The following is a 26,328-nucleotide window of genomic DNA, read 5'->3' on the forward strand; positions in this document are numbered from 1 at the left end:
AGGATGCGTCAATTCCCCTCAGAACCGGAAGGGGGCCGGAAAAGGCCACGGAAAGGCGACGAGGCGCCCGCCGCGCGACCGCGGCGAACGCCTCGTCATATCAACGCACTTACACGGATGTACGTACGCTTCCCCGCCGCTGACTCAGAGCAGTCCGTCCCAGAACTGTTCGAGCAGCACCGACCACCAGCTCTCCGGCGAGGCCAGCGCCGCCGGGTCGAGCGCGGCGAGCTGGGCCTGGAAGTCGACCGTCCAGCGGCCCGCCTGCTCGGGGGTGAGCCCGTAGCGCAGCCGCCACATCCGGCCGAGCAGCGCCATGCACCGGACGAACTCGGGCAGTCCGCTGTTCACGAACTGCGGCGGTACGGACTGGCCGCCCGGACCCGCCTCCACCGGCACCGCGACGATGTTCGCGGTCCCGTACTGGACGCAGATCGCCCGGCCGAAGTCCGAGCCCATGACGAGGTACGAGCCGGCGTCCGGGGCGGGCTGCACCTGCCGCTGGGCGGCGAGCTCGGCGAGCGTCGGGACCGGCTGGCCCGGCACGGCCTGCGCCCAGAAGAACGGGCCGAAGTCCGCCGGAAGCCCCGCCCACACCAGCGTCACCGCGACGGCCTCGGGCACGCCCTGGCGGGACACCGCCCGCTGGTCGAAGCGGAAGACGCCCTGCGGGCCGAAGGCACCGGCGAGCTCGTGCGCGACGCCCTCCGGGGGGAGCGGCGGCGCGGGCTGCACCTGCTGCAGCGGCGCGCGCACCGGCTGCGGCCGGGCGGGGCCGTCCGCGACCTGCGCCAGCTCGCCCTGGTGGGTGAGCAGATGCTGGACGCCCTGGCGGCGCGAGGCGTGGTCCGTGCCGTACGGGGCGACGGAGGTGATCCGCACCTGCGGCCAGGTCTCCCGGATCATCCGGGCGCAGTAGCCGCCGGGCAGCTCGCACGACGCCAGCTCGGTGTGCAGCTCCAGGACGTGGTCCGGCGGCACGTTCATCCCGCGCAGCTCGTGGAAGATCTGCCACTCGGGGTGCGGGATGCCGGGCGCGGAGCGCCGGATGAGCTGCTGCTCGGACCCGTCGGCCGCGCGGTAGCGCAGCACGGCCTGGTACCCGGGCCCGACGGTCGGCACGCCGGTGGGCTGCTGGGGGTAGCCGTACGCGGGCGGCTGCGGCGGCTGGGGCGCGCCGGGTCCCATCTGGGCGGGCCCGGCGAGCATGGTGGCGGCGTGGTGCACGCCACCGGGTCCGGCGGGGCCACCGGGCATGCCGGGCGCCGCGGGCACACCGGGCTGCCCCGGCTGGCCGGGAGCCCCCGGCGGACCGGGCGGCTGGGGCGCGCCGGGCCGCCCACCGGCCCCGAGCTGGCTCGGGTCGGCGAGCATGGTCGCGGCGTAGTGCGCCCCGCCACCGCTGCTCCCACCGGGAACACCGGGCGGACCGGGGGGCTGCGGCGCGCCGGGAGCACCGGGCGGCCCGGGCGGCTGCGGCCCACGACCGGCACCGGGGGCACCGGGCGGGCCGGCACTGGGCCACGCGGGCCCGGACTGCGCGGGCTGGGCGGGTGCGGGCGTCGGCGCGGGTGCCGCCGCCTCCCCGGCCGAAGCCGCGACAGCGGCACCGGTACCGGACGCCGGACCGCCGGCATCCCGGCGGTCCGGGATGCCCATCCGGTCCGCCGCCGCCTGGAGCCACTCCGGCGGCGTCAGCAGGAACGACGTCTGGTTGAGGTCGATGCGTTCGGGCGGCGGCGCGGGAACCGCGTCCTCGGGCTCGTCCGGCACGCCGTACTCCTCCTCGTACCGGCGGATCACCTCACCCACCGGCAGACCGGGCCACAGCGTGGCCTCTCCACTGTCCCGGGCGATGACGAGCCGCTGGCGGCCGCCGTCCGAGGACGGGCCCTCGGCGCGGTCCTCGGCCCACACCACGAAGCCCAGCTCGAACTCCCGCACCCGCACCTCACGGTGCTGGTACGCGGGAACGTCCCCGTTGATCCACTCTTCCGCGCGCTCCTGCGCCTGGGCGAAGGTCACCATCACACTCACTCCCCCACCGGCACGGCGCGCGCGAAGCCGCCGTCCACCATCAGGTTCGCCACGGTCTCCAGCTCCGGCGGGTTGCCCGCCAGCCGCTGGAGGAAGTCGTCGAAGTCCGTCCCGCAGGGCAGCAGCAGCCGCTCCACTCGCTCCTGCACGCTCCAGCCGTCCTGGTCGCGCGCGTCGTCGTACGCGCAGAACCAGACCGAGCCGATCGCCTGCCCCTTCACCTTCACCGCGAGGATGCCGCCCTGGACGAAGGCCACGCCCAGGTAGTCCTTGGTGAGATGGTCGCGCAGGCACTTGTTGATGTAGACGAGGTCATTGGCCGCCGCCTGGTCGCGCACGGTGAAGAACGGCTGGTCCACCAGGAGCCCCAGCTCCGCGTCGAGCGCCGCGCCCACCGGCGCGCAGCCGCCCGCCGCCTTCAGGAAGGCCCGGTACGCGCCCGGCAGCCGGTACCCCAAGTCCTCCTCCACGCCGAGGAGTTGGGACTCGGAGACCGAGACCAGGGTCTTGGGCAGCCCGAAGTGGGCCGGGCGGGTCTCCTGGAGCGGGCGGGTGCCGCGCTTGTCCTGGTCGACGCCGGTCGTGGTGAGCCCGCCGTGGTGGCGCAGCAGCGCCTTCACCTCGACCGGGACCAGCTCAAGGCGGCGGGTGCCGGGCACGTGGTGCCAGGTCCAGCCGTGCGGGGTGGCGACGGCGGGGACGGTGTCCCACAGCTCATGGCCGTCGGCGGCGAGCGCCGCGTTGGCCGACACGTAGTCGGTCAGCCGCAGCTCGTCCACGCCGAAGCCCTCCGGCGGCTCCGCGATCTCGGCGGCGGCGCGCGCGTACGCGGAGAAGTCCGGGTAGCCGTCGCCGTCCACCCGCACCCCTCTGGGGTGGCGGGAGGCGCGGACCGGGTCCGGGAAGTTCACGACCTGTCCGGCATAGGCCGCGTTCGGTGGCGCGGCGTGCCCGAGCCGACCTGTCGTCATGGCGGATGCCCCCTGCGTGCGAGCTGCTGCGTCTGGCTGGTGAGGACCAGACTATGCGGTGGGGCAATACCGGGTCCCTGCCCCGCACCCCGGCCCCGCACCACCGTGACCAGGTGTCACAACCGGGTCACCGTGCGGCGATGGTGACGACACGGACGTAGTGACATCAGAGCCCCAGCTTCCGTACCACTGGGCACATTTGGCAGTCTGTTCCCCGCAACGGGGCGTTAACGGGGGCGTTGACACCGGCTTGCGGACAGTGCCGGCAACGGGAGGGACAGCGAGCACCATGCACGGAACGACCGACATATCGGGTACGGCGGCGGACGCCTCCCGGACGGGGGACCCCCGGGCCGGGGCCCCGGGGGCAGGGGACCCGCGCACCGGCGACCCGCGTCTGCAGTGGAGCACCACGACCGCCTCCGCGCCCGTCCTGCTGCACCGCCGCGACGGCATCCTGCCGGCCGTGGCCGCCGCGCTCTCGCTCCGGGGCGAGACGCTGACCTGCACCGCCGGCAAGGGCGACCAGCCGCCGGCGCTCCACCCGCTCGTACAGGACTTCCACGACACCCTCACCAGCGGCCAGCGCGAGCGGTTCACCGGGCGCTGCCCGGAGGCGATCCTGCTCTCGCGCCAGCTCGCCTCCCTGGAGTCGGCCCGCGCGGGCAAGTCGCGCAGGTCCGGCCGCAAGCCCCTGACCCACGGCGAGGCCCGCCGCGCGCTCAAGCACGCCAAGGTGACCGCCCGCCGCATCCGCGAGGACGGCGACCCGCTGCACGGCAGCTACGCGCCGCCCTGCCGCTCCTGTACCGCGCTGCTCGCCCACTTCGGGGTACGCGCGGTCGACCCCGCCGCCGAGAAGGGCTGAACCGAACGCGATGCCGGACGTGTCCACCACCCGCTTCCCCGTCCCCGTCGACGCCGCGCTGCGCGCCGCCGGGTGGCACCCCGGCCGCTGGGACATCAGACAGGCCGAGGCCTGGGCCGACGTGCTGCGCTCGCACGCCTCGCCCGCCGGGCACCGGCACACCGTGTTCCCGGCGGCCGTGGAGGCGTGGGCCGAGTTCGGCGGCCTGCGGCTGACCGCGCCGGGCCCCGGCCGCCACAACGCGCCCGCGACCGTCCGCTTCGACCCCGTGGCCGGGCTGCATCTGGCCCGTACGTTCGCGGACCTGGGCCGGGCCCTGGAGACCGAGCTGGCGCCGCTGGGCGAGGAGGGCGACCAGCAGGCCGTCCTCGCCATCGACACGGAGGGCCGGGTCTACAGCGTCGACCACACGGGCGACTGGTACCTGGGCGCGGATCTGGACCTCGCCCTGAACACGCTGGTGACGGGCGTCCAGCCGATCCGCCTGACGTCCCCGCGCTGACCGCGACGCCCCCTTTTGGGCCCGGGGTTCGCCTGCGGGCCGGTGGGTGGTTGCTCGCGGCGCTTTGGGCCCGGACTTCACCTGCGGGCCGGTGGGTGGCTGGTCGCGCAGTTCCCCGCGCCCCTAGGTGGTTCGTTGGCCGCGGGCCGGTGGGGGCTGGTCGCGCAGTTCCCCGCGCCCCTTAGGGGGTTCGCCGCAGCCGGAGAAACCGGCTCAGCCACAGGCCTTCAGGGGCGCGGGGAACTGCGCGAGCAACCCACCACGGTCCGCAGGTGAACAACGACAACGGCGCCTCCGGCGCCTACGGCGCTTGCGCCTCCACGCGGTCCGGGAGTACCGCCGACACCCGCCATCCCCCCGCGTCCGTGACGCCGGAGACGAACACCCCGCCCAGGGCGAGGACGCGCTCGCGCATCCCGACCAGCCCGTTCCCCCCGCTGGGAAGCCCCGCGTCGGCCGTCGCCCCGTCGGCCGGCCCGTTCTCGACCTGCATGGCGACCTCCGCGTCCCGGTGGGCGAGGCGGACCATCACCTTGGCGCCCGCCGCGTGCTTGTGGACGTTGGTGAGCGCCTCCTGGATCACCCGGTACGCGGTCTGCTCCACCAGCGCGTCATACACGCGCTCTACGCCGTGGACCATCATCTCGACCACCATCCCGGCCTCCCGGGACTGGCCGACCAGCGCCTCGATGTCGGCCAGGCACGGCCCCTCCTCGGCGGCGGCAGCGGCCGCGGCGGCCGCCGCGCCGACGGCCGCGAGCGGCACCGGCACCGGCGCGTCGGCCCGCCGCACCGCCTCCCCGGTCCGCAGCACCCCGAGCATCTCGCGCAGCTCGGTCAGCGCCTGGCGGCCCATGTCCCCCACGAGCACCGCGTTCTTGACGGCCTTCTCCGGGTCCTTGCGGGCCACCGCCTGGAGCGCGGCCGCGTGCACCACCATCAGGGACACCCGGTGGGCGACCACGTCGTGCATCTCGCGGGCGATCCGGGTGCGCTCCTCCGTACGGGCCCACTCGGCACGCTCCTCGGCGCGGTCCGCGAGCAACGAGAGCTCCCGCTCCAGCGAGTCGGCGCGCTCGCGCAGCGACTCCATCAGCCGCCGCCGGGCCCCTATATAGAGCCCCAGGAGCAGCGGCGGCGCGGTCAGGCCGAGCGACATCACGGCGGAGAACAGGGGGACCAGCCAGCGGCCGCCGTCGAAGGCGCCGTCGTCGACGCTCTGGTTCATCCGCACGAAGGTGACGATGAAGGTGCCCGCCAGACACATTCCGGCCAGCGCGGCGGTGATGCGGCGCGGCACCTCGGAGGCGGCCAGCGTGTACAGGCCGACGATGCCGAGCAGGAAGCCCATATTGGCCGGGGTGACGGCGATCGAGACCAGCACCACCGCGACCGGCCAGCGCCGCCGCGCGGCCAGAGTCGCCCCGGCCACAAGGCCGAACAGCACCCCGGCCGGTACGGGAACCCCCGCGTCCCCGGCGAACTTCACACCTTCCAGTGCACACTCGAACGCGGAGCCGAGCCCCAGTCCGATGTCCAGGACGGCACTGCGCCGCCGTTCCCACCACCACCAGCCGCGGGAGGTCCTCCCCGCGGAGTCGTGGTCTGCCCCCGTTGCGGTCATGCCATCCAGCCTACGGGCGCCCGCCAGCGATTTTCCGGCGAGTTTCGCCGACCCTCCGCGTGCGACGGTGCCGATCACGGTGATCGGCACCGTCGCACGGAAGGGGTTCGGTACGGCATAGTGTGGGGTGCCGATCCGGTGACCCGACGTAATGTCCGGTCGAACCGGTTTCCATCCCCCGTGGTGTAATTGGCAGCACTGAGGCTTTTGGTGCCTTATGTCCGGGTTCGAGTCCTGGCGGGGGAGCCAGCGCAGTTCGGGTCCTGACCACATCGGTCGGGACCCGGTTGTTTTTCCCCGCCGCTCCCCTTCTGTTCTCCTTCCGCCGACCCTCCCGGCATTTCGGCCCCGAAACCCCCCGGTATCCTGCGGATGTCCACCACACAAAGCCGAAGGGCATTCCCGTGAGCGCCAATCGCCCGGCAGCCGTCGTCGTCCTCGCAGCGGGTGAGGGCACCCGTATGAAGTCGGCCACCCCGAAGGTCCTGCACGAGATCTGCGGGCGTTCGCTCGTCGGCCACGTCGTGGCGGCCGCCCGTGAGCTCGACCCCGAGCACCTCGTCGTGGTCGTCGGCCACGCCCGCGAGCAGGTCGGCGCCCACCTCGGCGCGATCGACGCCTCGGTGCGCACCGCCGTCCAGTACGAGCAGAACGGCACCGGGCACGCGGTCCGGATGGCCCTCGAAGAGCTCGGCCAGTCCATCGAGGGCACCGTCGTCGTGGTCTGCGGCGACACCCCGCTGCTGACCGGCGCCACGCTCGCCGCGCTGACCCGTACGCACGAGGAGGACGGCAACGCCGTCACCGTGCTCACCGCCGAGGTCCCCGACTCGACCGGCTACGGCCGGATCGTGCGCGACAGCGCCTCGGGCACGGTCACCGCGATCGTCGAGCACAAGGACGCCACCGACGCCCAGCGCGCCATCAAGGAGATCAACTCCGGCGTCTTCGCCTTCGACGGCGCCCTGCTCGCGGACGCGCTCGGCAAGGTCCGCACCGACAACAGCCAGGGCGAGGAGTACCTCACCGACGTGCTGGGCATCCTGCGCGAGGCCGGGCACCGCGTAGGCGCCTCGGTCGGCGGCGACCACCGCGAGATCCTCGGCATCAACAACCGCGTCCAGCTCGCCGAGGCCCGCCGCCTCCTCAACGACCGCCTTCTTGAGCGCGCGATGCTCGCGGGCGTGACCGTGGTCGACCCGGCCACCACCTTCGTGGACGTCACCGTCACCTTCGAGCAGGACTCGCTGGTCCACCCCGGCACCCAGCTGCTCGGCTCCACGCACCTGGGCCGCGGCGCCGAGGTCGGCCCCAACTCCCGGCTGACCGACACCAAGGTGGGCCCGGACGCGCGCGTGGACAACACCGTGGCGTACGACTCCGAGGTCGGCGAGGGCGCGTCGGTCGGCCCGTACGCCTATCTGCGCCCGGGCACCCGCCTCGGCACGAAGGCGAAGCTCGGCACGTACGTCGAGACCAAGAACGCGACGATCGGCGAGGGCACCAAGGTGCCGCACCTGTCGTACGTGGGTGACGCCACCATCGGCGAGTACACGAACATCGGCGCGGCCAGCGTCTTCGTGAACTACGACGGTGAGGCCAAGCACCACACCACGATCGGCTCGCACTGCAAGACGGGCTCGGACAACATGTTTGTTGCTCCTGTCACAGTGGGGGACGGCGCCTACACCGCGGCCGGGTCCGTCATCACCAAGGACGTGCCCGCCGGCTCGCTGGCCGTAGCCCGGGGCCAGCAGCGGAATATCGAGGGCTGGGTGGCCCGCAAGCGGCCGGGCAGCGCCGCCGCGCAGGCGGCTGCGGCCGCCTCCGAAGAGGCCGTTGGCGAAAACTGACCGGAAACATCTGCGCCTGTCACGGCGTACCGTGATAGGCGCACACGATTCGGCTGGCTCGTCGCCAAGGGACCGCGCGGGCTCAGCAGCAGAAGACACCTCTGAGGAGACAGTGCTGTGACCGGGATCAAGACGACCGGCGAGAAGAAGCTGATGCTCTTCTCCGGCCGCGCCCACCCCGAGCTGGCCGAGGAGGTCGCGCACCAGCTGGGTGTCGGCCTCGTGCCGACGAAGGCCTTCGACTTCGCCAACGGTGAGATCTACGTCCGCTTCCAGGAGTCGGCGCGCGGCGCCGACTGCTTCCTGATCCAGAGCCACACGGCTCCGATCAACAAGTGGATCATGGAGCAGCTGATCATGATCGACGCGCTGAAGCGCGCGTCGGCCCGCTCCATCACCGTGATCGTGCCGTCCTACGGGTACGCCCGCCAGGACAAGAAGCACAAGGGTCGCGAGCCGATCTCCGCCCGGCTGATCGCGGACCTCCTGAAGACGGCCGGCGCCGACCGGATCCTCACGGTCGATCTGCACACCGACCAGATCCAGGGCTTCTTCGACGGCCCGGTCGACCACCTCACCGCCCTGCCGGTCCTCGCGGACTACGTGGGCGCCAAGGTCGACCGCTCCAAGCTGACGATCGTCTCCCCGGACGCCGGCCGCGTGCGCGTCGCCGACCGCTGGTGCGACCGTCTGGACGCGCCCCTGGCGATCGTCCACAAGCGCCGTGACAAGGACGTCGCCAACCAGGTGACCGTCCACGAGGTCGTGGGTGACGTCAAGGGCCGCGTCTGCGTCCTGGTCGACGACATGATCGACACCGGTGGCACCATCTGCGCCGCCGCCGACGCCCTGTTCGCGCACGGCGCCGAGGACGTCATCGTGACGGCCACGCACGGCATCCTGTCCGGCCCCGCCGCCGACCGGCTGAAGAACTCCAAGGTCAGCGAGTTCGTCTTCACGAACACCCTGCCCGACCCGGCCGACCTGGAGCTCGACAAGGTCACCGTCCTCTCGATCGCCCCGTCGATCGCGCGCGCGGTCCGCGAGGTCTTCGAGGACGGCTCGGTGACGAGCCTCTTCGAGGAGCAGTAGGCCCCCGGCCCCCAGGGCCCAAGAAGATCCTTTTGGGTGCGGCCTCCCGGCCGGGTAGACTCATCGAGTTGCTCGGCGAGGGAGGCCGTACCCGTTTCGGTACGGCGGTCCGTTATCGACGCGCTCTTCGTAGCAGGCCAGTCGTGGCCGGGTAACCAGCCACACCTATCCATCTGGTTGTACGAGGAGTGCACATGTCCGAGGTCAAGCTCGCCGCCGAAGTCCGTAACAGCTTCGGCAAGGGTGCCGCCCGCACCATCCGCCGTGAGAACAAGGTTCCCGCGGTCGTCTACGGCCACGGCACCGAGCCGGTCCACATCACCCTGCCGGGCCACGAGCTGCAGCTCGCCCTGCGTACCCCGAACGTCCTGCTCTCCCTGGACATCGACGGCAAGAACGAGCTGGCGATCCCGAAGGCCGTCCAGCGCGACGCCATCAAGGGTTACCTGGTCCACGTCGACCTGCTGCTCGTCAAGAAGGGCGAGAAGGTCACCGTCGAGGTCGGCGTCCTGACCGAGGGCGAGCTGGCCCCGGGCAGCTTCCTCGTCGAGAACGTGCTGAACACGCTCTCCGTCGAGGCCGAGGCCACCCACATCCCGACCTCCGTCACCGTCTCCATCGAGGGCCTGGAGGCCGGCGCCTCCATCCACGCCAAGGACGTCGCGCTGCCCAAGGGCACCACCCTGGCGACCGACCCCGAGGCCGTCGTCATCCAGATCCTGGCCGCCCAGGCCGAGGAGCCGGCCGCCGACGCCGAGGGCGACGAGTCCGCCGAGGCCTGAGCCGTACGCTCTGCCTGACGGGGTGGCGGGCCACTGCGGCCCGCCGCCCCGTTTTTTCTTGTCGTCACGCGAGGAGAGACGCAGCACAGATGACCACGGAAGCGAACGCCCCCTGGCTGGTGGTGGGGCTCGGCAACCCCGGCCCCGAGTACACGGGCAACCGGCACAACGTCGGCTTCATGGTGGCCGACCTGCTCGCCTCCCGCATCGGCGGCAAGTTCAAGGCGCACAAGGCGCGCGCCCAGGTCGTCGAGGGCCGTATCGGCCCGGCCGGACCGTTCAACCGCCGGGTGATCCTGGCCAAGCCGCTCTCGTACATGAACCTCTCGGGCGGCCCGGTCACCCAGCTGCGCGACTTCTACAAGGTGCCGGTCGAGAACATCGTCGCCGTCCACGACGAGCTGGACATCGACTACGGAGTGCTGCGCCTCAAGCTCGGCGGCGGCGACAACGGCCACAACGGCCTCAAGTCGATGACCAAGTCGTTCGGCCCGGACTACCACCGCGTCCGCTTCGGCATCGGCCGCCCGCCCGGCCGGATGCAGGTCGCGGACTTCGTCCTCAAGGACTTCTCCTCGACCGAGCGCAAGGAGCTCGACTACTTCGTGGACCGCGCGGCGGACGCCGTCGAGGCGCTGGTCATCGAGGGTCTTGAGCGCGCCCAGTCGACGTACAACTCCTGAGGTACGCAGACGTACGCAGACGTACGCGGCGAGAAGCCCCGGCAGCCGTGCGGCCGCCGGGGCTTCTTCGTGCCTCGTGCGCGGGTCAGCCCGTGTTGCGCAGGCCCGCGGCCACGCCGTTCACGGTCAGCAGCAGCGCCCGGGCGAGCAGCGGGTCGGGGTTCTCGCCGCGCTCCGCCTCGGCCCGCTGACGGGCGAGCAGGGACACCTGGAGGTAGGAGATCGGGTCCAGATAGGCGTCCCGGATCGCGAAGGTCTGCTGGAGCACCGGGTGGGAGCCGAGCAGCTCCTCACCGCCGGTGATCCGCAGCACCTCGCTGACCGTGAGCGCGTGCTCGGCCTCGATGTCCGCGAAGACGTGCTTGAGCTCGTCCGGCACCAGGGTGTCCACGTAGTGGCGGGCGATCCGCAGGTCGGTCTTGGCCAGCGTCATCTCCACGTTGGAGATGAAGTTCTGGAAGAAGTGCCACTGCTCGTGCATCTCGTCCAGGACCGTGTCCAGACCGGCCTCGCGCAGCGCCTTCAGGCCCGAGCCCACGCCGAACCAGCCGGGCACGATCTGCCGCGACTGCGTCCAGCCGAACACCCACGGGATGGCCCGCAGCCCGTCCAGGCCCGCGCCGGAGTCCGGGCGGCGCGAGGGGCGCGAGCCCAGGTGCAGCTCGGCGAGCTGGTCGACGGGGGTGGAGGCGAAGAAGTACGCGGGCAGGTCCGGGTCCTCGACCAGCTTGCGGTACGCCGAGTGGGCCGCGTCCGAGACCGTGTCCATCGCCGCGTCCCAGCGCGCCAGCGCCTCGTCGGACTGGCGCGGCGCGGTGTGCAGCGCGGACGCCTGGAGGGTGGCCGCGACGGTGAGCTCCAGGTTCTCCCTGGCCAGCGAGGGGATGAGGTACTTGTCGGAGATGACCTCGCCCTGCTCGGTCACCTTGATCTCGCCCTCCAGGGTGCCCCACGGCTGCGCCAGGATCGCGTCGTGCGAGGGGCCGCCGCCGCGGCCGACGGTGCCGCCGCGGCCGTGGAAGAGCCGCAGCCGTACGCCGTAGCGGTGGGCGACGTCGCGCAGCCTGCGCTGGGCGCGGTGGATCTCCCACTGGGAGGTGGTGATGCCGCCGAACTTGGAGGAGTCGGAGTAGCCGAGCATGACCTCCTGGACGTCGCCGCGCAGCGACACCAGACGGCGGTAGGAGGGGTCGGCCAGCATCTCGTCGAGGATGACGTCGGCGGCGCGCAGCTCGTCCGTGGTCTCCAGGAGCGGCACGATGCCGATCTTCGCCCAGCCCGCGTGCAGATCGACGAGCCCGGCCTCGCGGGCGAGCACGGCCGCCGCGAAGACGTCGTCGGCGCCCTGGCACATCGAGATGATGTACGACTCGATCACCTCGGGGCCGAACCGCTCGAAGGCCTCCTTGATCGTGCCGAAGACGCCCAGGGTCTTCTGTCCGGCCTCGTCCAGCGGGGCGGGCGTGGGGGCCAGCGGGCGCCGCGAGCGGAGCTCCTTGGCGAGCAGCTTCTGGCGGTACTCGCGCGGCATGTCCGCGTACCGCCAGGACTCCTCGCCCAGGCGGTCGAAGAGCTGGCCGAGCGCGTGGTGGTGCGCGTCGGCGTGCTCGCGTACGTCCATGGTGGCGAGCTGGAGGCCGAACGCGGCCAGGGTGCGGATGGTGCGGTCCATCCGGCCGTCCGCGAAGAGCGCGCCGCGGTGGGCGCGCAGCGACGTCTGGATCAGCGTGAGGTCGGCGAGCAGCTCGGAGGTGCCCAGGTAGTCGCGCCCGGGCAGGTGCGGGGTGCCCTTGGCGAGCCGCTCCTTGGTGTTGACGAGCTTCTGGCGTACGCAGGTCGCCTTGAGCCGGTAGGGCTCCTCGGCGTTGAGCCGCTTGTAGCGGGGGCTGATCTCGGGGAGCGCCTCCAGGTCGGCCTGGAGGGAGGCCAGGAGCTCCTCGGTGGCGCCCGCGTACCGGATCGAGTTGGACAGCAGCCCGCGCAGGAAGTCGATCACTTCGAGCGCGTCGTTGATGCCGTGCTCGTGCTGGAGGATCAGCACGTCCCAGGTGACCTGCGGGGTCACGTTGGGGTTGCCGTCGCGGTCGCCGCCGATCCAGGTGCCGAAGGTGAGCGGCCGGGTGCCGGGAGGCAGCTCGACGCCGACCCGCTCCAGCTCGGCCGCCAGGTCCTCCAGGACGTCGCCGACCGCGTTGGCGTGCAGCTCGTCCAGGTAGTAGATGGCGTTGCGGGCCTCGTCGGCGGGCTCGGGGCGGACCACGCGCAGCTCGTCGGTCTGCCAGATGAGGTCGATGTTCTCGGCGAGCCGCAGGTCGTGGCGGCGCCGGTCGGCCTCGGTGACCGGGGTCTCCAGGAGGGCGGCGATACGGCGCAGCTTGTTGAGGACGGAGCGGCGGGCCGCCTCGGTGGGGTGCGCGGTGAAGACCGGGCGCACGTTCAGGTTCTTGACCGTCTCGCGCAGGTGCTCGGGGTCCGCGTCCTTGAGCATGTCGGCGGTGCGGGCGAGCAGCCCGCCCTCGGCGGCCCGGTGGGCGCGCAGCTCACGGCCCCGGTGCACCTGCTCGGTGACGTTGGCCAGGTGGAAGTAGGTGGAGAAGGCCCGTACGAGCTTGGCGGCGGTCTCCACCTCGGTGCCGCCGAGCAGCTCGGCGGCGGCCTCGCCGTCCGTACGGGTGAGGGCGCGCACGCGCTCGACGAGCTCCAGGAGCTCGGGCCCTTCCTGGCGGACGAGCGCCTCGCCCAGGAGGTCACCCAGTCGGCGGATGTCGGCGCGAAGCTCGGGGCTGGCGGCGGGGGTCTGGTCGGCACTGCTCACAGGTGCGGCTCCTTGCAGTGTTTGAGCACGTCTGGAGGGGTACTGGAGGCTTGCGGACCGCGCTGTCCGACGAGACCCAGGATAGGTGTCCGTGCGCGCGTCGCAGTCCACTGCCCTCTTGTACGGTGCCGGGGCACTGCCATACTTACGTCGCCGTAGGTTACGGGTCCGTAGCCTTGCGCCTCTCGTCTCTTCACTCACCCCCCGGGGGGATTCCCCATGACCACAAGCCCCGACCTGATCGATCCGGCCACCGAGCCGCCGGATTCCTCCGCCACCCGCGGGGGCGAGAGCAAACGGTCCGTCGAACAGATCGCGCTGCTGCTCTTCATCGTCGTGCCGTTCGTGGCGCTGCTCGCCGCGGTGCCGCTGGCCTGGGGCTGGGGCGTGAGCTGGCTCGACCTCGGCCTCATGGTGTTCATGTACTACCTGGGCTGCCACGGCGTCACCATCGGCTTCCACCGCTACTTCACACACGGCTCCTTCAAGGCGAAGCGCCCCCTGCGGATCGCGCTCGCGGTGGCCGGATCCATGGCCGTGGAGGGCCCGCTGGTGCGCTGGGTGGCGGATCACCGCAAGCACCACAAGTTCTCCGACGCGGACGGCGACCCGCACTCTCCGTGGCGGTTCGGCGAGACGCTGCCCGCGCTGATGAAGGGCCTGTGGTGGGCCCACATCGCGTGGATGTTCAACGAGGAGCAGACCTCGCAGGAGAAGTACGCGCCGGATCTGATCAAGGACCCGGCGATCCGCCGGATCTCGCGCGACTTCGTCTTCTGGACGATTCTCTCGCTGGCCATTCCGCCGATCGTGGGCGGTCTGGTGACGATGTCGTGGTGGGGCGCGTTCACCGCGTTCTTCTGGGGCTCGATGGTCCGGGTCGCGCTGCTGCACCACGTCACCTGGTCCATCAACTCCATCTGCCACGCGGTGGGCAAGCGCCCCTTCAAGTCCCGTGACCGCTCCGGCAACGTGTGGTGGCTGGCGGTCCTGTCGTGCGGCGAGTCCTGGCACAACCTGCACCACGCCGACCCGACCTCGGCGCGGCACGGCGTGATGCGCGGCCAGATCGACTCCAGCGCCCGGATCATCCGCTGGTGCGAGCAGCTGGGCTGGGCGTACGACGTGCGCTGGCCCACCGAGGCCCGGCTGGAGGCCAAGCGCAGCGAGCCCGGCGCCCCGTCCCGGCGTGCGGAGAAGGCCCGCGAGGAGAGCGCCCGTAAGGAGAAGGCCACAGAGGCGGCATGATGGAGGACGTGGCGACCGACTCCAGTACCACCCGCACGACCAGCAGCAACGGCTCTGCGGGCACCGAACGACCCCGGCGGACCCGCCGTACCCGGATGACGGGCGCGGAGCGCCGGGAGCAGTTGCTGGACATCGGCCGCACGCTCTTCGCCGAGAAGGGCTTCGAGGGCACGTCGGTGGAGGAGATCGCGGCCAAGGCAGGCGTCTCCAAGCCGGTGGTCTACGAGCACTTCGGCGGCAAGGAGGGGCTGTACGCGGTAGTGGTCGACCGCGAGATGCGCTCGCTCCTGGACGGCGTGACGGGCGCCCTGACGGCGGGGCACCCGCGCGAGCTCCTGGAGCAGGCCGCGTTCGCGCTGCTCGACTACATCGAGAAGTACACGGACGGGTTCCGCATCCTGGTGCGGGACTCCCCCGTGGCGCAGTCGACGGGCACCTTCGCCTCGCTGATCTCCGACATCGCGACCCAGGTCGAGGACATCCTCGGCCTGGAGTTCAAGGCCCGCGGCTTCGACCCCAAGCTCGCCCCGCTGTACGCGCAGGCGCTGGTCGGCATGGTCGCGCTGACCGGCCAGTGGTGGCTCGACGTGCGCAAGCCCAAGAAGGCGGAGGTGGCCGCGCACCTGGTGAATCTGGCGTGGCACGGCCTCGACGGCCTGGAGCAGAAACCGCGGCTGATAGGGCACCGCAAGAACTGAGCGGTGGCCGGGTGCGATGACCGCCGGATCCGGATGATCTCGAATGGGTCGCGAGTTCTTCTCGTGGCCCATTTCGCTCTTCAACCACACTCGTATCGGCTGTAGGCTTCACGCACATTCCCGGGGGGGATTCCGGCATTCCTTCGTGAGCGGCCACGCGTGCCTCAACGTCCGATTCGACGCGCTGCGTGTGGGCCCCGCGAGGAATGTTTCCGCGCGCTCCGCTTTCGCGTGAGCCGCAGCGAATTCGACCCGGTTCCACCCGCATATTCCCTGGGGGGAATTTTGTCTTCTGTGCGCACCTTGCGCCCCGGCCGTCTCGCGGCCTGCACCGCCCTCGCGCTCTCGGCCGGCATGCTCCTTTCGGGCACGGCCGCGGCCGACGAGGCGCCGAAGGCCCCCAAGGCGGCCGTCCAGGCCGCCAAGCCGTCCGCCGGCAACCCGACGGGCGCACTCCCGCAGCGGAGCCCCAGGTCGTCGGCGGCCGCGGCCGCCACCGCCGCCAAGCCGCGCCTGGACCTCAACAAGGACGGCAGCTCGGACCTGCTCTACCGGGGCATCGACGACCAGACGTACCTGGAGACCTGGACCGAGAAGGAGAACCCGGCGTTCGCCAACTCCTTCGGCGCCTACAAGGAGATCATCACTCCGGGCGACCTGGACGGGAACGGCACCCCCGAGCTGCTGACCGTGCAGCCGGGCGGGATCCTCTCGCTCTACGCCGACGTGACGAACAACGGCTCCCCCTACGCGACCTGGACGGGCGGCGGCTGGAACGCCTACAACAAGATCGTGGGCGCGGCCGATCTGACCGGCGACGGCAAGGGCGACGTCCTGGCCCGCACGCCGGGCGGCGACCTGTACCTGTACCCGGGCAAGGGTCTCGCCGCGGGTGACCCGTTCGCCGGGCGCATCAAGGTCGGCGGCGGCTGGCAGGGCTACGACCAGCTGGTCGGCGCCAACGACATGAACGGCGACGGCTTCGGCGACGTCGTGGCCCGGACGCCCGGCGGCGACCTGTACTTCTACGCGGGCACCGGCAACGCGACCGACCCGCTGAAGTCCCGGGTGCGGATCGGCGGCGGCTGGACCGCGTACAACCAGATCCTCTCGATCGACGACGGCAACGGCGACGGCTACGCCGACCTCGCGGCCCGCAGCAACGGCGGCACGCTGTACTTCTACGCGGCCGACGGCAAGGGCAACTTCGCGAACCCGGTGAAGATGGGCACGGGCTGGGAGTACACCCAGGCCTTCAGCGGTACGGGCGCCAACGCGACCCCGGTGAAGAGCGCCGTCATCGCCCGCGACACCAAGGGCACGCTCTGGCAGTACTACTCCGAGTACAACGGCCAGCTCTCGCAGCGCTTCCGGGCCAGCGACGACGGCGTCTTCGCCAACTCGCGCCGGCTCGCCTTCGCGGCCTCGATCCACGGCAGCCTCTACGGCGACCTGCTCCAGTGGGACGGCGGGCACCTCTACATCGGCTCCAGCCTCAGCGACGCGGGCGGCGGCTGGGGCGGCTTCGACTCCCTGGTCGGCCCGGGCGACCTGAACAACGACGGCAAGAGCGACCTGCTGGCCCGCGACGGCTCCGGCACGCTCTACCTCTACCGGGGCTACGGCAACGGCTACCAGTTCTCCTCCCGCCTCAAGGTCGGCGGCGGCTGGAACGCGTACGACAGGATCGTGGGCGCCGGCGACCTCACCGGGGACGGGCTGACCGACATCGTCGCGCGCACCGGCGACGGCAAGCTGTATCTGTACGCGGGCACCGGCGACTCCGCCTCGCCGTTCAAGTCGCGGGTCTACGTCGGCCCGGGCTGGCAGCAGTTCAGGAACATCGCGGCCCCCGGCGACCTCAACGGCGACGGCCGGGCGGACCTGGTGGCCACCAACTCGCGCGGCGAGGCGTTCCGTTACGAGTCGAACGGCTACGGCGGCTTCAAGTCCCGGGTGAAGCTGGGCGACGGCTGGAACATCTACCGCGACCTCTACTAAGAGCGCGCGCCACGGTTCCCCGCGTCCCGCCAGGGGGCGCGGGGAACCGCTGTGTCCGGGCTTCAGCGGTCCGTTCTGCGCGCCACGGCGAAGATCCGGCGGAACGGGAAGACCGTGCCGTGCGGGCCCGGCGGGTACGCGCGGCGCAGCAGCTCGCGGTACTCGGCGAGGAAGGCCCCGGTGGCCTCCTCGTCGTCGGCGAGCGCGGTCAGGGCCGGGCGCAGGGCGGTGCCCTTGACCCAGTCCAGGACCGGGTCCTCGCCGGGCAGCAGCTGGGAGTACGTCGTCTCCCAGACGTCCGCCTCGCAGCCGAGGCCGGTCAGGCGCAGCAGATAGTCGGCGGGGCCCAGGATGTGCACATAGCGGCGCCCGTGGTCGCCCAGCCGGGCTCGCCAGCGCGGCGACTCGCAGAGCTCGCCGAGCAGGGCGTGGCTGGGCGAGGTGAAGTTGCCGGGGACCTGGAAGGCGAGGGTGCCGCCGGGGGTGAGGCCGTCGATCCAGCAGGCGAGGGACTCGGGGTGGTTGGGGACCCACTGGAGGGCGGCGTTGGAGACGATCAGGTCGTACGGCTCCTCGGGCGTCCAGTGGGCGAGGTCGGCGGGGCGGAAGTCCAGCCAGCCGCCGCCCGGGGTGGTGCCCGCGTGGTCCTTGTCGGCCTGGGCGAGCATCTCGGGCGAGAGGTCGAAGCCGGTGACCCGGGCTTCGGGCCAGCGCTCCGTGAGCAGTGCGGTGACGTTTCCCGGGCCGCAGCCGAGGTCCGCGATCCGGGCGGGCGGACGGGTCCCGGGCCCCGGGTGGATGTCCCTGGTGTGCGGGGACCCCATGCCCCGGGCGGCGGGCTCGCCGGCTGCGGCCGTGTCGGCGGCGGCCGCGCCGGCGAAGCCCGGCAGGGCCGGGATCCTCGCGAGCAGATCGAGGAAGGGCCGGGTGCGATGGCCGGAATGGTGCAGGTACTGCTGCGGATCCCAGAGGGGAGCGGGCAGCGGGTCGGACGTCCGGGCGGACGTGCCGGTGAACTCCCGGGGCGGCGTCTCGACGGACTCCGGGACGAAATCGGAATGCATGTTCGAGCCCCCTTGCAGGTACGGCTGACCGAAGCGGAACAGAGTCCCGGGCCCTCCATGCCCAATGGTGGGGGTTTATATATCTTGACGTCAAGAGACTTCACGTCGACAGACCCTCTACACTGATCGACATGGAGGACGAGGTCGACCGACTGGTCTCAGCATGGCGCCGCGAGCGCCCGGACCTCGACGTGGAGCCGCTTGAGGTGCTCAGCCGCGTCAGCAGGCTGGCGCGCCACCTCGACCGGGCGCGCAGACTCGCCTTCTCCGAGCATCAGCTGGAGCCCTGGGAGTTCGACGTCCTGACGTCGCTGCGGCGCGCGGGCGCCCCCTACCAGCTCTCTCCCGGGCAGTTGCTCACCCAGACGCTGGTCACCTCGGGCACCATGACCAACAGGATCGACCGGCTCGCCAAGAAGGGCCTGGTCGAGCGGCTCCCCGACCCCAGCGACCGGCGCGGGGTCCTGGTCCGCCTCACCCCCGAGGGGCGCGACCGGGCGGACCAGGCGCTGGCCGGGCTCCTGGAGCAGGAGCGGGCCATCCTGGCCCAGCTGTCGCGCACCCAGCGGGGGGAACTGGCGGCGCTGCTACGCCAGTTGACCGCCCCGTTCGACAACATCCCCGGCTAGGTCGACCGGGCCGACCCCGGCCCGGCGGGCCAGGGCGACGGCGGCCAGCGTGGAGTGCACGCCGAGCTTGCCCAGCACGTTCTGCATATGGGTGCGGACCGTGTGCGGGGAGAGGAAGAGGCGTTCGGCGACCGCCTTGCGGCCCAGACCGGCGACCATGCACCGCAGCACCTCGCGCTCGCGCGGGGTCAGCGACTCCACCAGGCGCTCGCTCTCGGTGCGGTGCTTGCGGGCGGCCGTGAGCTCGCGCAGCACGCCGGTGAGCAGCGCGGGCGGCAGATGCGTCTCGTCCCGCAGCACTCCTCTGATCACCGCGAGCAGCCGCTGGAGCGAGCAGTCCTTGGCCACCCAGCCGGACGCCCCCGCCTGGAGCGCGAGCGCGGCGCGGCGCGGGTCGTCCTTCTCGGCGAGCACCACCGTACGCACGGCGGGCTGGCCCGAACGGACCCCGGCGACCAGCGAGATGCCGTCCACCAGCCCGTCGGCGCCGCCGCCGTCCGGCACGGCCCGGGCCACCGGCGCCCCGGCGAGCGCGCCGAGGTCGGCGTCGACGAGCATCACGTCGAAGCGGCGGCCCTCGGAGGCCCCCCGCTCCAGACAGCGCAGCGCTGCCGGGCCGCTGCCGGCGGCCGCGACGTCGACGTCGGGCTCGGCCGCCAGGGCGGCGGCCAGCGACTCCGCGAAGATTCGGTGGTCATCCACCACGAGAACCCGGATACGAACCACAGACACCCCCATGCGTCGGGGAACGGACCGGTCAGGGCACGGCGCCCGAAGAGGGGGAAACGGCAGTCGCGCGGCCGCCGCCGTGGACTGACTGGTACCCCACCCCGGGCGTCGTACCCGACTGCCTCGCCCCCTGATCAACACCGGCCCCCACCGGTGCTGTGCTTCAGAGTAGGGCCGTGGGCCGGAAGCGGAAGGCAATTTGCAGAACTGATTGACCGGGTTGTTTAGGGTGTGGCCCATGTTTCGTTTTGAGACGGAAGTGGACAAGGCTCGACGGATTCTGCTGGGTCAGCTGCTCAAGGACACCAATACCGAGGCCTCTTCGGTGCTGCGTGCCCTGCGGGGCACCCCGGACGAGAAGGAACTGCCGCTCCACGTATGGGTGATGGACGACAAGGGCGGCCTGGCGGGCGGTCTCACCGGCCGCACCTGGGCCTCCTGGCTCCATGTGGACCTGCTGTGGGTGGACGCGGCCCACCGGGGCGCGGGCCTGGGCGGCCAACTCCTGGCCCGCGCCGAGGAGTCGGCCCGCACCGAGCGCTCCTGCGCCTTCTCCCGCGTGGAGACCTGGGACTTCCAGGCGCCGGACTTCTACCGCAAACAGGGGTACGAGGTGGTGGGCGAGGTGCCCGACTACCCGCCGGGCGTCACCGAGTTCATCCTGGCCAAGCGGCTGTGAGCCGGGGCCGGGCACCGGCCCGGGTCAGCTCCTGCGGCGCGCTCCCGCCGACGGGAGCGCCTCGAAGACCCTGGGCGCGGTGTACCCGGCCGCGGCGAAGGCCTCCTCGACCGACTTGGTGACCGTGTCCACCGCCGCCGCCTCGGTGAGGACGACCGCGGACCCGCCGAAGCCGCCGCCCGTCATCCGCGCGCCGAGCGCCCCGGCCGCCACCGACGAGGCCACGACCAGGTCCAACTCGGCGCAGGAGACCCGCAGATCGTCGCGGAGCGAGGCGTGGCCCTCGGTGAGGACCGGGCCGGCCGCGCGCGGATCACCCGCCGCCAGATGCGCCGCGACCCGCTCCACCCGCTCGTTGTCGCTCACCACATGGCGTACGCACCGGCGAACGGTTTCGGAGTCGAGCCTGGCCAGCGCGGCATGGAGGCGCGCGTACGGAACCTCGCGCAGGGTCCGCACACCGAGCGCCCGCGCACCCGCCTCGCAGGCGGCGCGCCGCGCGGCGTACGCGCCGTCTCCGAGCGCGTGCTTCACCCGGGTGTCCACGACGAGGAGCGCGAGCCCGTGCGCGGCGAGGTCGAAGGGGACCTGGCGCAGCGAGAGGTCCCTGGTGTCCAGGTGCAGCACATGGCCCTCGGTACAGCAGGCGGACGCGGTCTGGTCCATGATGCCGCAGGGGACGCCCACGAAGGCGTTCTCGGCGCGCTGGGCCAGACGCGCCAACTCGGGCCCGGTGAGCCCCAGTTCGTACAGGTCGTTCAGGGCCAGCGCGGTCACGACCTCCAGCGCCGCCGAGGAGGAGAGCCCCGCGCCGGTCGGCACCGCCGAGGAGAGGTGGACGTCGGCACCGGTGACCGGGTGGCCCGCCTCGCGCAGCGCCCAGACCACACCCGCCGGATACGCGGCCCAGCCGCCGCTCGCCAGGGGCTCCAGGGCGTCGGCGTCGAGCTGGACGACTCCGCCGTCCACATCGGCCGAGTGCAGCCTCAGCACCCCGTCGGTGCGCCGCGACACCGCCGCGACCGCCGTGTGGGGAAGCGCCAGCGGCATCACGAAGCCGTCGTTGAAGTCGGTGTACTCGCCGATGAGGTTGACCCGTCCGGGCGCCTCCCAGACCCCCTCGGGCTCCGCGCCGTACAGCTTGCGGAACTGCTCCGCGACGTCAGTCATCCGGGTTCTCCCGCCCGTGCCCGCGCCGCGCGAAGTCCCAGGCGTCCGCGACGATCCCTTCGAGGTCCGCGCGGGAGGGCTGCCAGCCGAGCCGCTCGTGGGCGCGGGCGGCGGAGGCGACCAGGACGGCCGGGTCGCCCGGCCGCCGCCCGGCGATGACCTCGGGGACCGGATGCCCGGTGACCTTGCGTACGGTCTCGACGACCTCGCGGACGGAGAACCCGTTGCCGTTGCCGAGGTTGCAGATCAGGTGCTCTCCGGCGGTCGCCGCGGCCAGCGCGAGCAGATGCGCCTCGGCGAGGTCGGCGACGTGGATGTAGTCGCGTACACAGGTGCCGTCCGGGGTCGGGTAGTCGTCCCCGAACACCGAGATCGACTCCCGCTCGCCGAGGGCGACCTGGAGCAGCAGCGGGATCAGATGCGACTCGGGGTCGTGCCGCTCGCCGCAGCTGCCGTACGCCCCGGCCACGTTGAAGTACCGCAGGGAGACGGCCGCGAGGCCGTGCGCGGCGGCCTCGCCGGTGATCATGTGGTCCACGGCGAGCTTGGAGGCGCCGTAGGGGCTGGTGGGGGCGGTCGGGTCGGCCTCGGTGAGCAGCGCGGAGGCCGGTTCGCCGTAGGTCGCGGCGGTGGAGGAGAACACCAGCGTGCGCACGCCCGCCGCGCGCATCGCGTCGAGCAGCGCCATGGTGCCGCCGACGTTGTTCGACCAGTACTTCTCGGGGCGCGCCACCGACTCCCCGACCTGCGAGAACGCGGCGAAGTGCAGCACGGCGTCATACGAGGCGTCCAGCCAGCGCGCCGCCTCCTGGATACGGCCCTCGATGAACTCCGCGCCCGCCGGGACGGCTTCGCGAAAGCCCGTGGAGAGGTCGTCGAGGACGGTCACCGAGTGGCCGGCCTCGACGAGGTGGCGCGCCACCACGCTGCCGACATAGCCGGCGCCGCCGGTGACCAGGTACTTCCCGCTCATGAACTCGCTACCTCTCGCAGTCGCCGGGCCGCGGCCTCCGGCGGCACGTCATTGATGAACACACTCATGCCCGACTCGGAACCCGCGAGGAACTTCAGCTTGCCGGAAGTACGGCGAACGGTGAAAAGCTCCAGGTGCAGAGCGAATTCCCGCCGGTCGGCGCTTTCGGAGAACGGTGCCTGGTGCCAGGCCGAAATGTACGGCGTGGGCGGTTCGGCGTCCCCGAAGATCCGGTCGAAGCGCCTCAAGAGTTCCAGATAGACCTGTGGGAACTCCGTGCGCGCGCCGTCGTCCAGGGCCCGCAGGTCCGGGACCCGGCGGCGGGGGTAGAGGTGCACCTCGTAGGGCCAGTGCGCGGCGTACGGCACGAAGGCGACCCAGTGCTCGCCCTCCAGGACGACCCGGACGCCTTCGGCGAGCTCGCGCGCGACGGTGTCGTCGAAGAGGTTGCGGCCGCCGGTGCGCTCGCGGTGCTCGGCCAGCGAGCGGAGCATGAGGGCGGTGCGGGGGGTGGTGAAGGGGTAGCCGTAGATCTGGCCGTGCGGGTGGCCGAGGGTGACGCCGATCTCGGCGCCCCGGTTCTCGAAGCAGAACACCTGCTCCACCTGGGGGAGTTCGGCGAGTTCCGCGGTCCGGTCGGTCCACGCCTCCAGGACGAGGGCGGCCTGCTCCTCGGTGAGGTCGGCGAAGGAGGCGTCGTGGTCGGGGGTGAAGCAGACGACCTCGCAGCGCCCGGAGTCCCCGGCCAGGGAGGGGAAGCGGTTCTCGAAGACGGCCACGTCGTAGTCGGCGGCCGGGATCTCGCTGTGCCGCCCGTCGCGCGAGGGGCACAGGGGGCAGTCGTCGGCGGGCGGGTGGTAGGTGCGGCCCTGGCGGTGCGAGGCGATGGCCACGGAGTCCCCGAGCAGGGGGTCCCGGCGGATCTCCGATGCGGTGGAGACGGGATCGAGCGGCCGGGCGTCGCTCTCGTCCCGTACGACGTCGTCCCGCAAGTCGTAGTAGAGCAGCTCACGGCCGTCGGCGAGCCGGGTCGACGTCTTCTTCACCTGCACCCTCCAGCTTCAAACAGAACCAAACATAAAGAACCACGAGCCAACACCATCAGTCAATGGGCGCGACGAAGACGGACGCACGGGGCCGCACACGGCTGTGGGCGCGACCGCCACGCGGTCGCGCCCACAGCACCGGCAGAGGAGAGATCCGGCTCAGCCCGCCGGAGGGACCGCCCGGTCCAGGAGCCCGGTGCGGGCGGCCAGCGCCGCCGCCTCCAGGCGGGAGCCGACGCCCAGCTTCATCAGGACGCGCTGGACATGGGTGCGCGCGGTGGAGGGGGCGATGCCCATGCCCGCCGCGATCAGCCGGGTGTCCTCCCCGTCCGCGACCCTGACCAGCACCTCGACCTCGCGCGGGGTCAGCATCTGGAGCAGCCGCTGCCCCTCGTCGTCCGGCTGCGCGGCCGGGTTGAGCAGCTCCGCGAAGGCGCCCTGGAGCAGCTGCGGCGCCACCGCCGCCTCCCCCGAGCGCGCCTTGACCATGGCGCGCTCCACGCCCTCGATGCGCTCGTCGTGCCGTACGTAACCGGAGGCGCCCGCGGCGAACGCGGCGGCGATCCCGCGCGGGCTGGGCACCGGCCCGAGCACCACCACGGCCACCTGCGGCCGCTCACGTTTGATCTTCACGATCGGGTCGAACACCCCCGGCTCGGCGGGCGTGGCCGTGCCGAGCAGACACACCTCCGGCGCCCGTGACACCACCAGCTCGGCCGCCCCGGCGACCGGAGCGGCCGCGGCGAGCACCCGGTGCCCGCGGAGCTTGAGTGCCGAGGCGAGCGCCTCCGCGAGCAGGCGGTGGTCGTCGACCACCATGAGCCGCACGCCCATCGAGCAACCCCCATCCCCCCGGGGCACGTTGCCAACTCCCCTGGCCCGGCCCTCCCTGACCCGGCAAGCTACACGCTTGTTCGACGTCGCGCGCCCCCTACCGGTGAGAAGACGCCCGGATTGTCGAAATCCCCGGCATTCAGGACTACTTGGCGAATGTTTGTGTCCGCCCAGGTGAACGCGGCGGCCCCGGCCGCGGAGAGTGCTCCGCGGCCGGGGCCGCCGTGCTGGAGAAGTTGACGCCGTCGGTGACGGCGTCGCCGGGTCAGCCGGTGCCGAGACCGATCAGCAGGTACTTCGTCTCGCTGGTCAGCGTGCTCGGCTTCATGACCGATGTGGCCGACATGAAGAGCTTGCCCTGGTTGAAGCGGATCTCGCCGTACTCAGGACCGAACTGCGAGAGCGCGTCGCGCACCGAGGTGTCCGCCGGGTTCTGCAGCAGGACCGTCTGCTTGAAGCTGCCCCCGTCGACGCTCACGATCTGGCTGCCCTTGTCGTACGGGGGCTTCTTGAACGCGATGACGTTGTTGCCGTCCATCCGCAGCGGGTACAGCGAGGAGCCGTCGCCCGCGTCGGCCTTGCCGGGCACGGGCTGCCCGGTGGCCAGGTCGAACGCCATGATCTCGTTGGTGCGGCCGGAGTAGCCGCTGCCGCCCGCACCGTCGTGCTGCTCGGTGGGGATGTACAGCTTGCCGCCGCCCGCCGCGACCGAGGTGCACTTCTCCACATCGGTGGAGTCGCAGTCGGCGGCGTACTTGTCGCCCGGCGCCGGGATGCGGGCCAGCAGCTTGCCGGTCTTGTCGTCGATCGAGAAGAAGTCCGAGATCCCGCTGCCGTCCCCGGCGGTGTCACCGACGTCGGCGGCCACGACCAGCGGCTTGGTCGAGACGATGTGCGCGTACTGGACACCGGCCGGCATCTTGTACGAGGCGGCCGGCGCACCCGTCTTGGGGTTCAGCGGCTGGATGGTGACCGTGGGGTTGTCGTAGTCGCCGCACTTGCGGACGGCGACCAGCGCCTCGCCGCCGCCGTAGCCCGCGTCCTTGCACTGGTCGGTGGTGATCTTCGGCTGCCACAGCAGCTTGCCGGTCGCCAGGTCCCAGGCGGAGCCGCCCGAGGTGCCACCGGTGGCGACCGTGCCGCCGCCGATGGTGACCTCCTCGTACATCGTCTTGCGGTCGCCCTCCTTGACGGAGTTCGTCCAGGCCAGCTTGCCGGTGGCGAGGTCCAGCACGGCCACCTCGGTGCAGCGCGCGTACTTCTCGCCGGAGGCCTTGGCGCCCTCGTAGACGATCGCCGTCTTGCCGTCGGAGGTGACGTGCGTGGTCGCCGCGCAGACCGCGCCGGGCAGCGGCAGCTTCCACAGCTGGGTGCCCTTGGCGGGGTCGTAGCCGACGATCTCGTTGACGCCCGACTTGGCGTACACCTTGTCGGTCAGCCAGGAGCCGTCGACGTGGACCAGGTCGGCGACCTTGGGCTGCGGCACCTGGAAGAGCACCTTGGAGGTGACGTTGGCCGGGGCCTGCTCCTTGCCGCCGCCTCCGGTCGAGCCGCCCTCCTTGCCGTCCTTGCCGCCGTCCGCGCCCTGCGTGGAGCCGGACTTGGACTCGTCCTTCTTGTCGCCGTCCTTGCCCTTGGCGTACCAGAGGCCGCCGCCGACGATCAGCGCCACCGCGACGACCGCCGAAACGATGATCGTCGCCTGGGTGTTGAGCTTCCGGCCGCCGCCGGAGCCGCCGGGGTCGCCCTGCGGCGCCATGGGCTGGGTGGCGGGCTGGCCGGGGTAGCCGTAGCCCTGCTGCGGCTGGCCCGGGTAGCCGTAGCCCGGCTGGGCCGGGGGCGGCGTCTGCGGATAGCCGTATGCGGATCCGGGCGCGGGGGCCTGCGGATAGCCGTAGGCCGGGGCGGCCGGGGCCGTGGGCGGCTGGGCCGGAGGCGCGGGCGGCATCGCCGGCGGCGTCGGGGCGCCGAAGCCGCCGGCGTAACACCGTCGCCCCACGCATCCGCCGGCTCCCGCCTGTGGCACCGCA

Annotated in this window: 22 protein-coding genes and 1 tRNA gene; 12 read left to right on the plus strand and 11 right to left on the minus strand. The window is 72.1% G+C overall.

Annotated elements, in window-relative coordinates; all coding sequences use genetic code 11:
* Positions 1-144 precede the first annotated feature (144 nt).
* Together A8W25_RS12780 and A8W25_RS12785 are read right to left on the minus strand one after the other, a co-directional pair.
* Positions 145-2,028: an SUKH-4 family immunity protein gene (locus A8W25_RS12780; protein ID WP_067161153.1), complete on the minus strand. Its 1,884-nt coding sequence runs from the start codon at positions 2,026-2,028 to the stop codon at positions 145-147.
* 5 nt (positions 2,029-2,033) lie between these two features.
* Positions 2,034-3,008, minus strand: coding sequence for an SMI1/KNR4 family protein (locus A8W25_RS12785; RefSeq protein ID WP_067159952.1), 975 nt, complete (start codon positions 3,006-3,008; stop codon positions 2,034-2,036).
* 289 nt (positions 3,009-3,297) lie between these two features.
* Here A8W25_RS12785 and A8W25_RS12790 point away from each other — a divergent pair, with 289 nt between their 5' ends.
* Both A8W25_RS12790 and A8W25_RS12795 read left to right on the plus strand, forming a co-directional pair.
* Positions 3,298-3,876, plus strand: a complete 579-nt coding sequence (locus A8W25_RS12790; protein WP_079125987.1) for a YwqJ-related putative deaminase — start codon at positions 3,298-3,300, stop codon at positions 3,874-3,876.
* A gap of 10 nt (positions 3,877-3,886) precedes the next feature.
* On the plus strand, positions 3,887-4,378 hold the full coding sequence (locus tag A8W25_RS12795) for an SUKH-3 domain-containing protein (RefSeq protein WP_067159955.1): 492 nt from the start codon (positions 3,887-3,889) through the stop codon (positions 4,376-4,378).
* Positions 4,379-4,679: 301 nt separating this feature from the next.
* Here A8W25_RS12795 and A8W25_RS12800 read toward each other — a convergent pair whose 3' ends face one another.
* A complete protein-coding gene (locus A8W25_RS12800; RefSeq protein ID WP_067159958.1) occupies positions 4,680-6,002 on the minus strand; it encodes a sensor histidine kinase in 1,323 nt (440 codons plus the stop codon).
* 174 nt (positions 6,003-6,176) lie between these two features.
* On the opposite strand from A8W25_RS12800, the gene A8W25_RS12805 reads away from it, so the two are divergent.
* The 5 genes from A8W25_RS12805 to pth all read left to right on the plus strand — a co-directional run bounded on the left by A8W25_RS12805 (position 6,177) and on the right by pth (position 10,412).
* Positions 6,177-6,251, plus strand: a tRNA-Gln gene (locus A8W25_RS12805).
* 155 nt (positions 6,252-6,406) lie between these two features.
* Complete coding sequence (glmU, locus tag A8W25_RS12810; protein ID WP_079125988.1) at positions 6,407-7,855, plus strand: bifunctional UDP-N-acetylglucosamine diphosphorylase/glucosamine-1-phosphate N-acetyltransferase GlmU; 1,449 nt, start codon at positions 6,407-6,409, stop codon at positions 7,853-7,855.
* A 117-nt stretch (positions 7,856-7,972) separates the two neighbouring features.
* On the plus strand, positions 7,973-8,947 hold the full coding sequence (locus A8W25_RS12815; RefSeq protein WP_067159963.1) for a ribose-phosphate diphosphokinase: 975 nt from the start codon (positions 7,973-7,975) through the stop codon (positions 8,945-8,947).
* Between the two features lie 194 nt (positions 8,948-9,141).
* Entirely contained in the window at positions 9,142-9,729 is a 588-nt protein-coding gene (locus A8W25_RS12820) for a 50S ribosomal protein L25/general stress protein Ctc (RefSeq protein WP_067159967.1), read from the plus strand.
* A gap of 89 nt (positions 9,730-9,818) precedes the next feature.
* Positions 9,819-10,412, plus strand: coding sequence for an aminoacyl-tRNA hydrolase (gene pth / locus A8W25_RS12825; RefSeq protein ID WP_067159969.1), 594 nt, complete (start codon positions 9,819-9,821; stop codon positions 10,410-10,412).
* An 85-nt stretch (positions 10,413-10,497) separates the two neighbouring features.
* On the opposite strand, the gene ppc is transcribed toward pth, so the two are convergent.
* Positions 10,498-13,227, minus strand: coding sequence for a phosphoenolpyruvate carboxylase (ppc, locus tag A8W25_RS12830; protein ID WP_067159973.1), 2,730 nt, complete (start codon positions 13,225-13,227; stop codon positions 10,498-10,500).
* A gap of 219 nt (positions 13,228-13,446) precedes the next feature.
* Here ppc and A8W25_RS12835 point away from each other — a divergent pair, with 219 nt between their 5' ends.
* The 3 genes from A8W25_RS12835 to A8W25_RS12845 all read left to right on the plus strand — a co-directional run bounded on the left by A8W25_RS12835 (position 13,447) and on the right by A8W25_RS12845 (position 17,174).
* Complete coding sequence (locus A8W25_RS12835; RefSeq protein ID WP_067159977.1) at positions 13,447-14,475, plus strand: acyl-CoA desaturase; 1,029 nt, start codon at positions 13,447-13,449, stop codon at positions 14,473-14,475.
* On the plus strand, positions 14,475-15,173 hold the full coding sequence (locus tag A8W25_RS12840) for a TetR/AcrR family transcriptional regulator (protein ID WP_067159980.1): 699 nt from the start codon (positions 14,475-14,477) through the stop codon (positions 15,171-15,173). The genes A8W25_RS12835 and A8W25_RS12840 overlap by 1 nt, the downstream gene beginning before the upstream one ends.
* A 294-nt stretch (positions 15,174-15,467) precedes the next feature.
* On the plus strand, positions 15,468-17,174 hold the full coding sequence (locus A8W25_RS12845; RefSeq protein WP_234386414.1) for an FG-GAP repeat domain-containing protein: 1,707 nt from the start codon (positions 15,468-15,470) through the stop codon (positions 17,172-17,174).
* Between the two features lie 62 nt (positions 17,175-17,236).
* On the opposite strand, the gene A8W25_RS12850 is transcribed toward A8W25_RS12845, so the two are convergent.
* A complete protein-coding gene (locus tag A8W25_RS12850; protein ID WP_079125989.1) occupies positions 17,237-18,238 on the minus strand; it encodes a methyltransferase domain-containing protein in 1,002 nt (333 codons plus the stop codon).
* Positions 18,239-18,369: 131 nt separating this feature from the next.
* Here A8W25_RS12850 and A8W25_RS12855 point away from each other — a divergent pair, with 131 nt between their 5' ends.
* Complete coding sequence (locus A8W25_RS12855; RefSeq protein ID WP_067159986.1) at positions 18,370-18,867, plus strand: MarR family winged helix-turn-helix transcriptional regulator; 498 nt, start codon at positions 18,370-18,372, stop codon at positions 18,865-18,867.
* Here A8W25_RS12855 and A8W25_RS12860 read toward each other — a convergent pair.
* The gene (locus A8W25_RS12860; RefSeq protein ID WP_067159989.1) at positions 18,826-19,593 is read right to left on the minus strand and encodes a LuxR C-terminal-related transcriptional regulator; all 768 of its coding nucleotides are present in this window, start codon (positions 19,591-19,593) and stop codon (positions 18,826-18,828) included. The two genes, A8W25_RS12855 and A8W25_RS12860, sit on opposite strands and share 42 nt — an antisense overlap.
* 241 nt (positions 19,594-19,834) lie before the next feature.
* Between A8W25_RS12860 and A8W25_RS12865 the strand changes: the two genes are divergently transcribed.
* Positions 19,835-20,275: a GNAT family N-acetyltransferase gene (locus tag A8W25_RS12865; RefSeq protein WP_067159993.1), complete on the plus strand. Its 441-nt coding sequence runs from the start codon at positions 19,835-19,837 to the stop codon at positions 20,273-20,275.
* A 24-nt stretch (positions 20,276-20,299) separates the two neighbouring features.
* On the opposite strand, the gene galK is transcribed toward A8W25_RS12865, so the two are convergent.
* The 5 genes from galK to A8W25_RS12890 all read right to left on the minus strand — a co-directional run bounded on the left by galK (position 20,300) and on the right by A8W25_RS12890 (position 26,246).
* On the minus strand, positions 20,300-21,445 hold the full coding sequence (galK, locus tag A8W25_RS12870; RefSeq protein WP_067159995.1) for a galactokinase: 1,146 nt from the start codon (positions 21,443-21,445) through the stop codon (positions 20,300-20,302).
* Positions 21,438-22,418: a UDP-glucose 4-epimerase GalE gene (gene galE / locus A8W25_RS12875; RefSeq protein ID WP_067159998.1), complete on the minus strand. Its 981-nt coding sequence runs from the start codon at positions 22,416-22,418 to the stop codon at positions 21,438-21,440. Before galE ends, galK begins: the two co-directional genes overlap by 8 nt.
* Positions 22,415-23,464, minus strand: a complete 1,050-nt coding sequence (gene galT / locus A8W25_RS12880; protein WP_067160001.1) for a galactose-1-phosphate uridylyltransferase — start codon at positions 23,462-23,464, stop codon at positions 22,415-22,417. Before galT ends, galE begins: the two co-directional genes overlap by 4 nt.
* A 159-nt stretch (positions 23,465-23,623) precedes the next feature.
* The gene (locus A8W25_RS12885) at positions 23,624-24,298 is read right to left on the minus strand and encodes a helix-turn-helix transcriptional regulator (protein ID WP_067160004.1); all 675 of its coding nucleotides are present in this window, start codon (positions 24,296-24,298) and stop codon (positions 23,624-23,626) included.
* A 265-nt stretch (positions 24,299-24,563) separates the two neighbouring features.
* Complete coding sequence (locus tag A8W25_RS12890; RefSeq protein ID WP_079126048.1) at positions 24,564-26,246, minus strand: PQQ-binding-like beta-propeller repeat protein; 1,683 nt, start codon at positions 26,244-26,246, stop codon at positions 24,564-24,566.
* Positions 26,247-26,328: the final 82 nt, after the last annotated feature.

This window comes from Streptomyces sp. ERV7, from assembly GCF_001653515.1.
GTDB lineage: Bacteria > Actinomycetota > Actinomycetes > Streptomycetales > Streptomycetaceae > Streptomyces.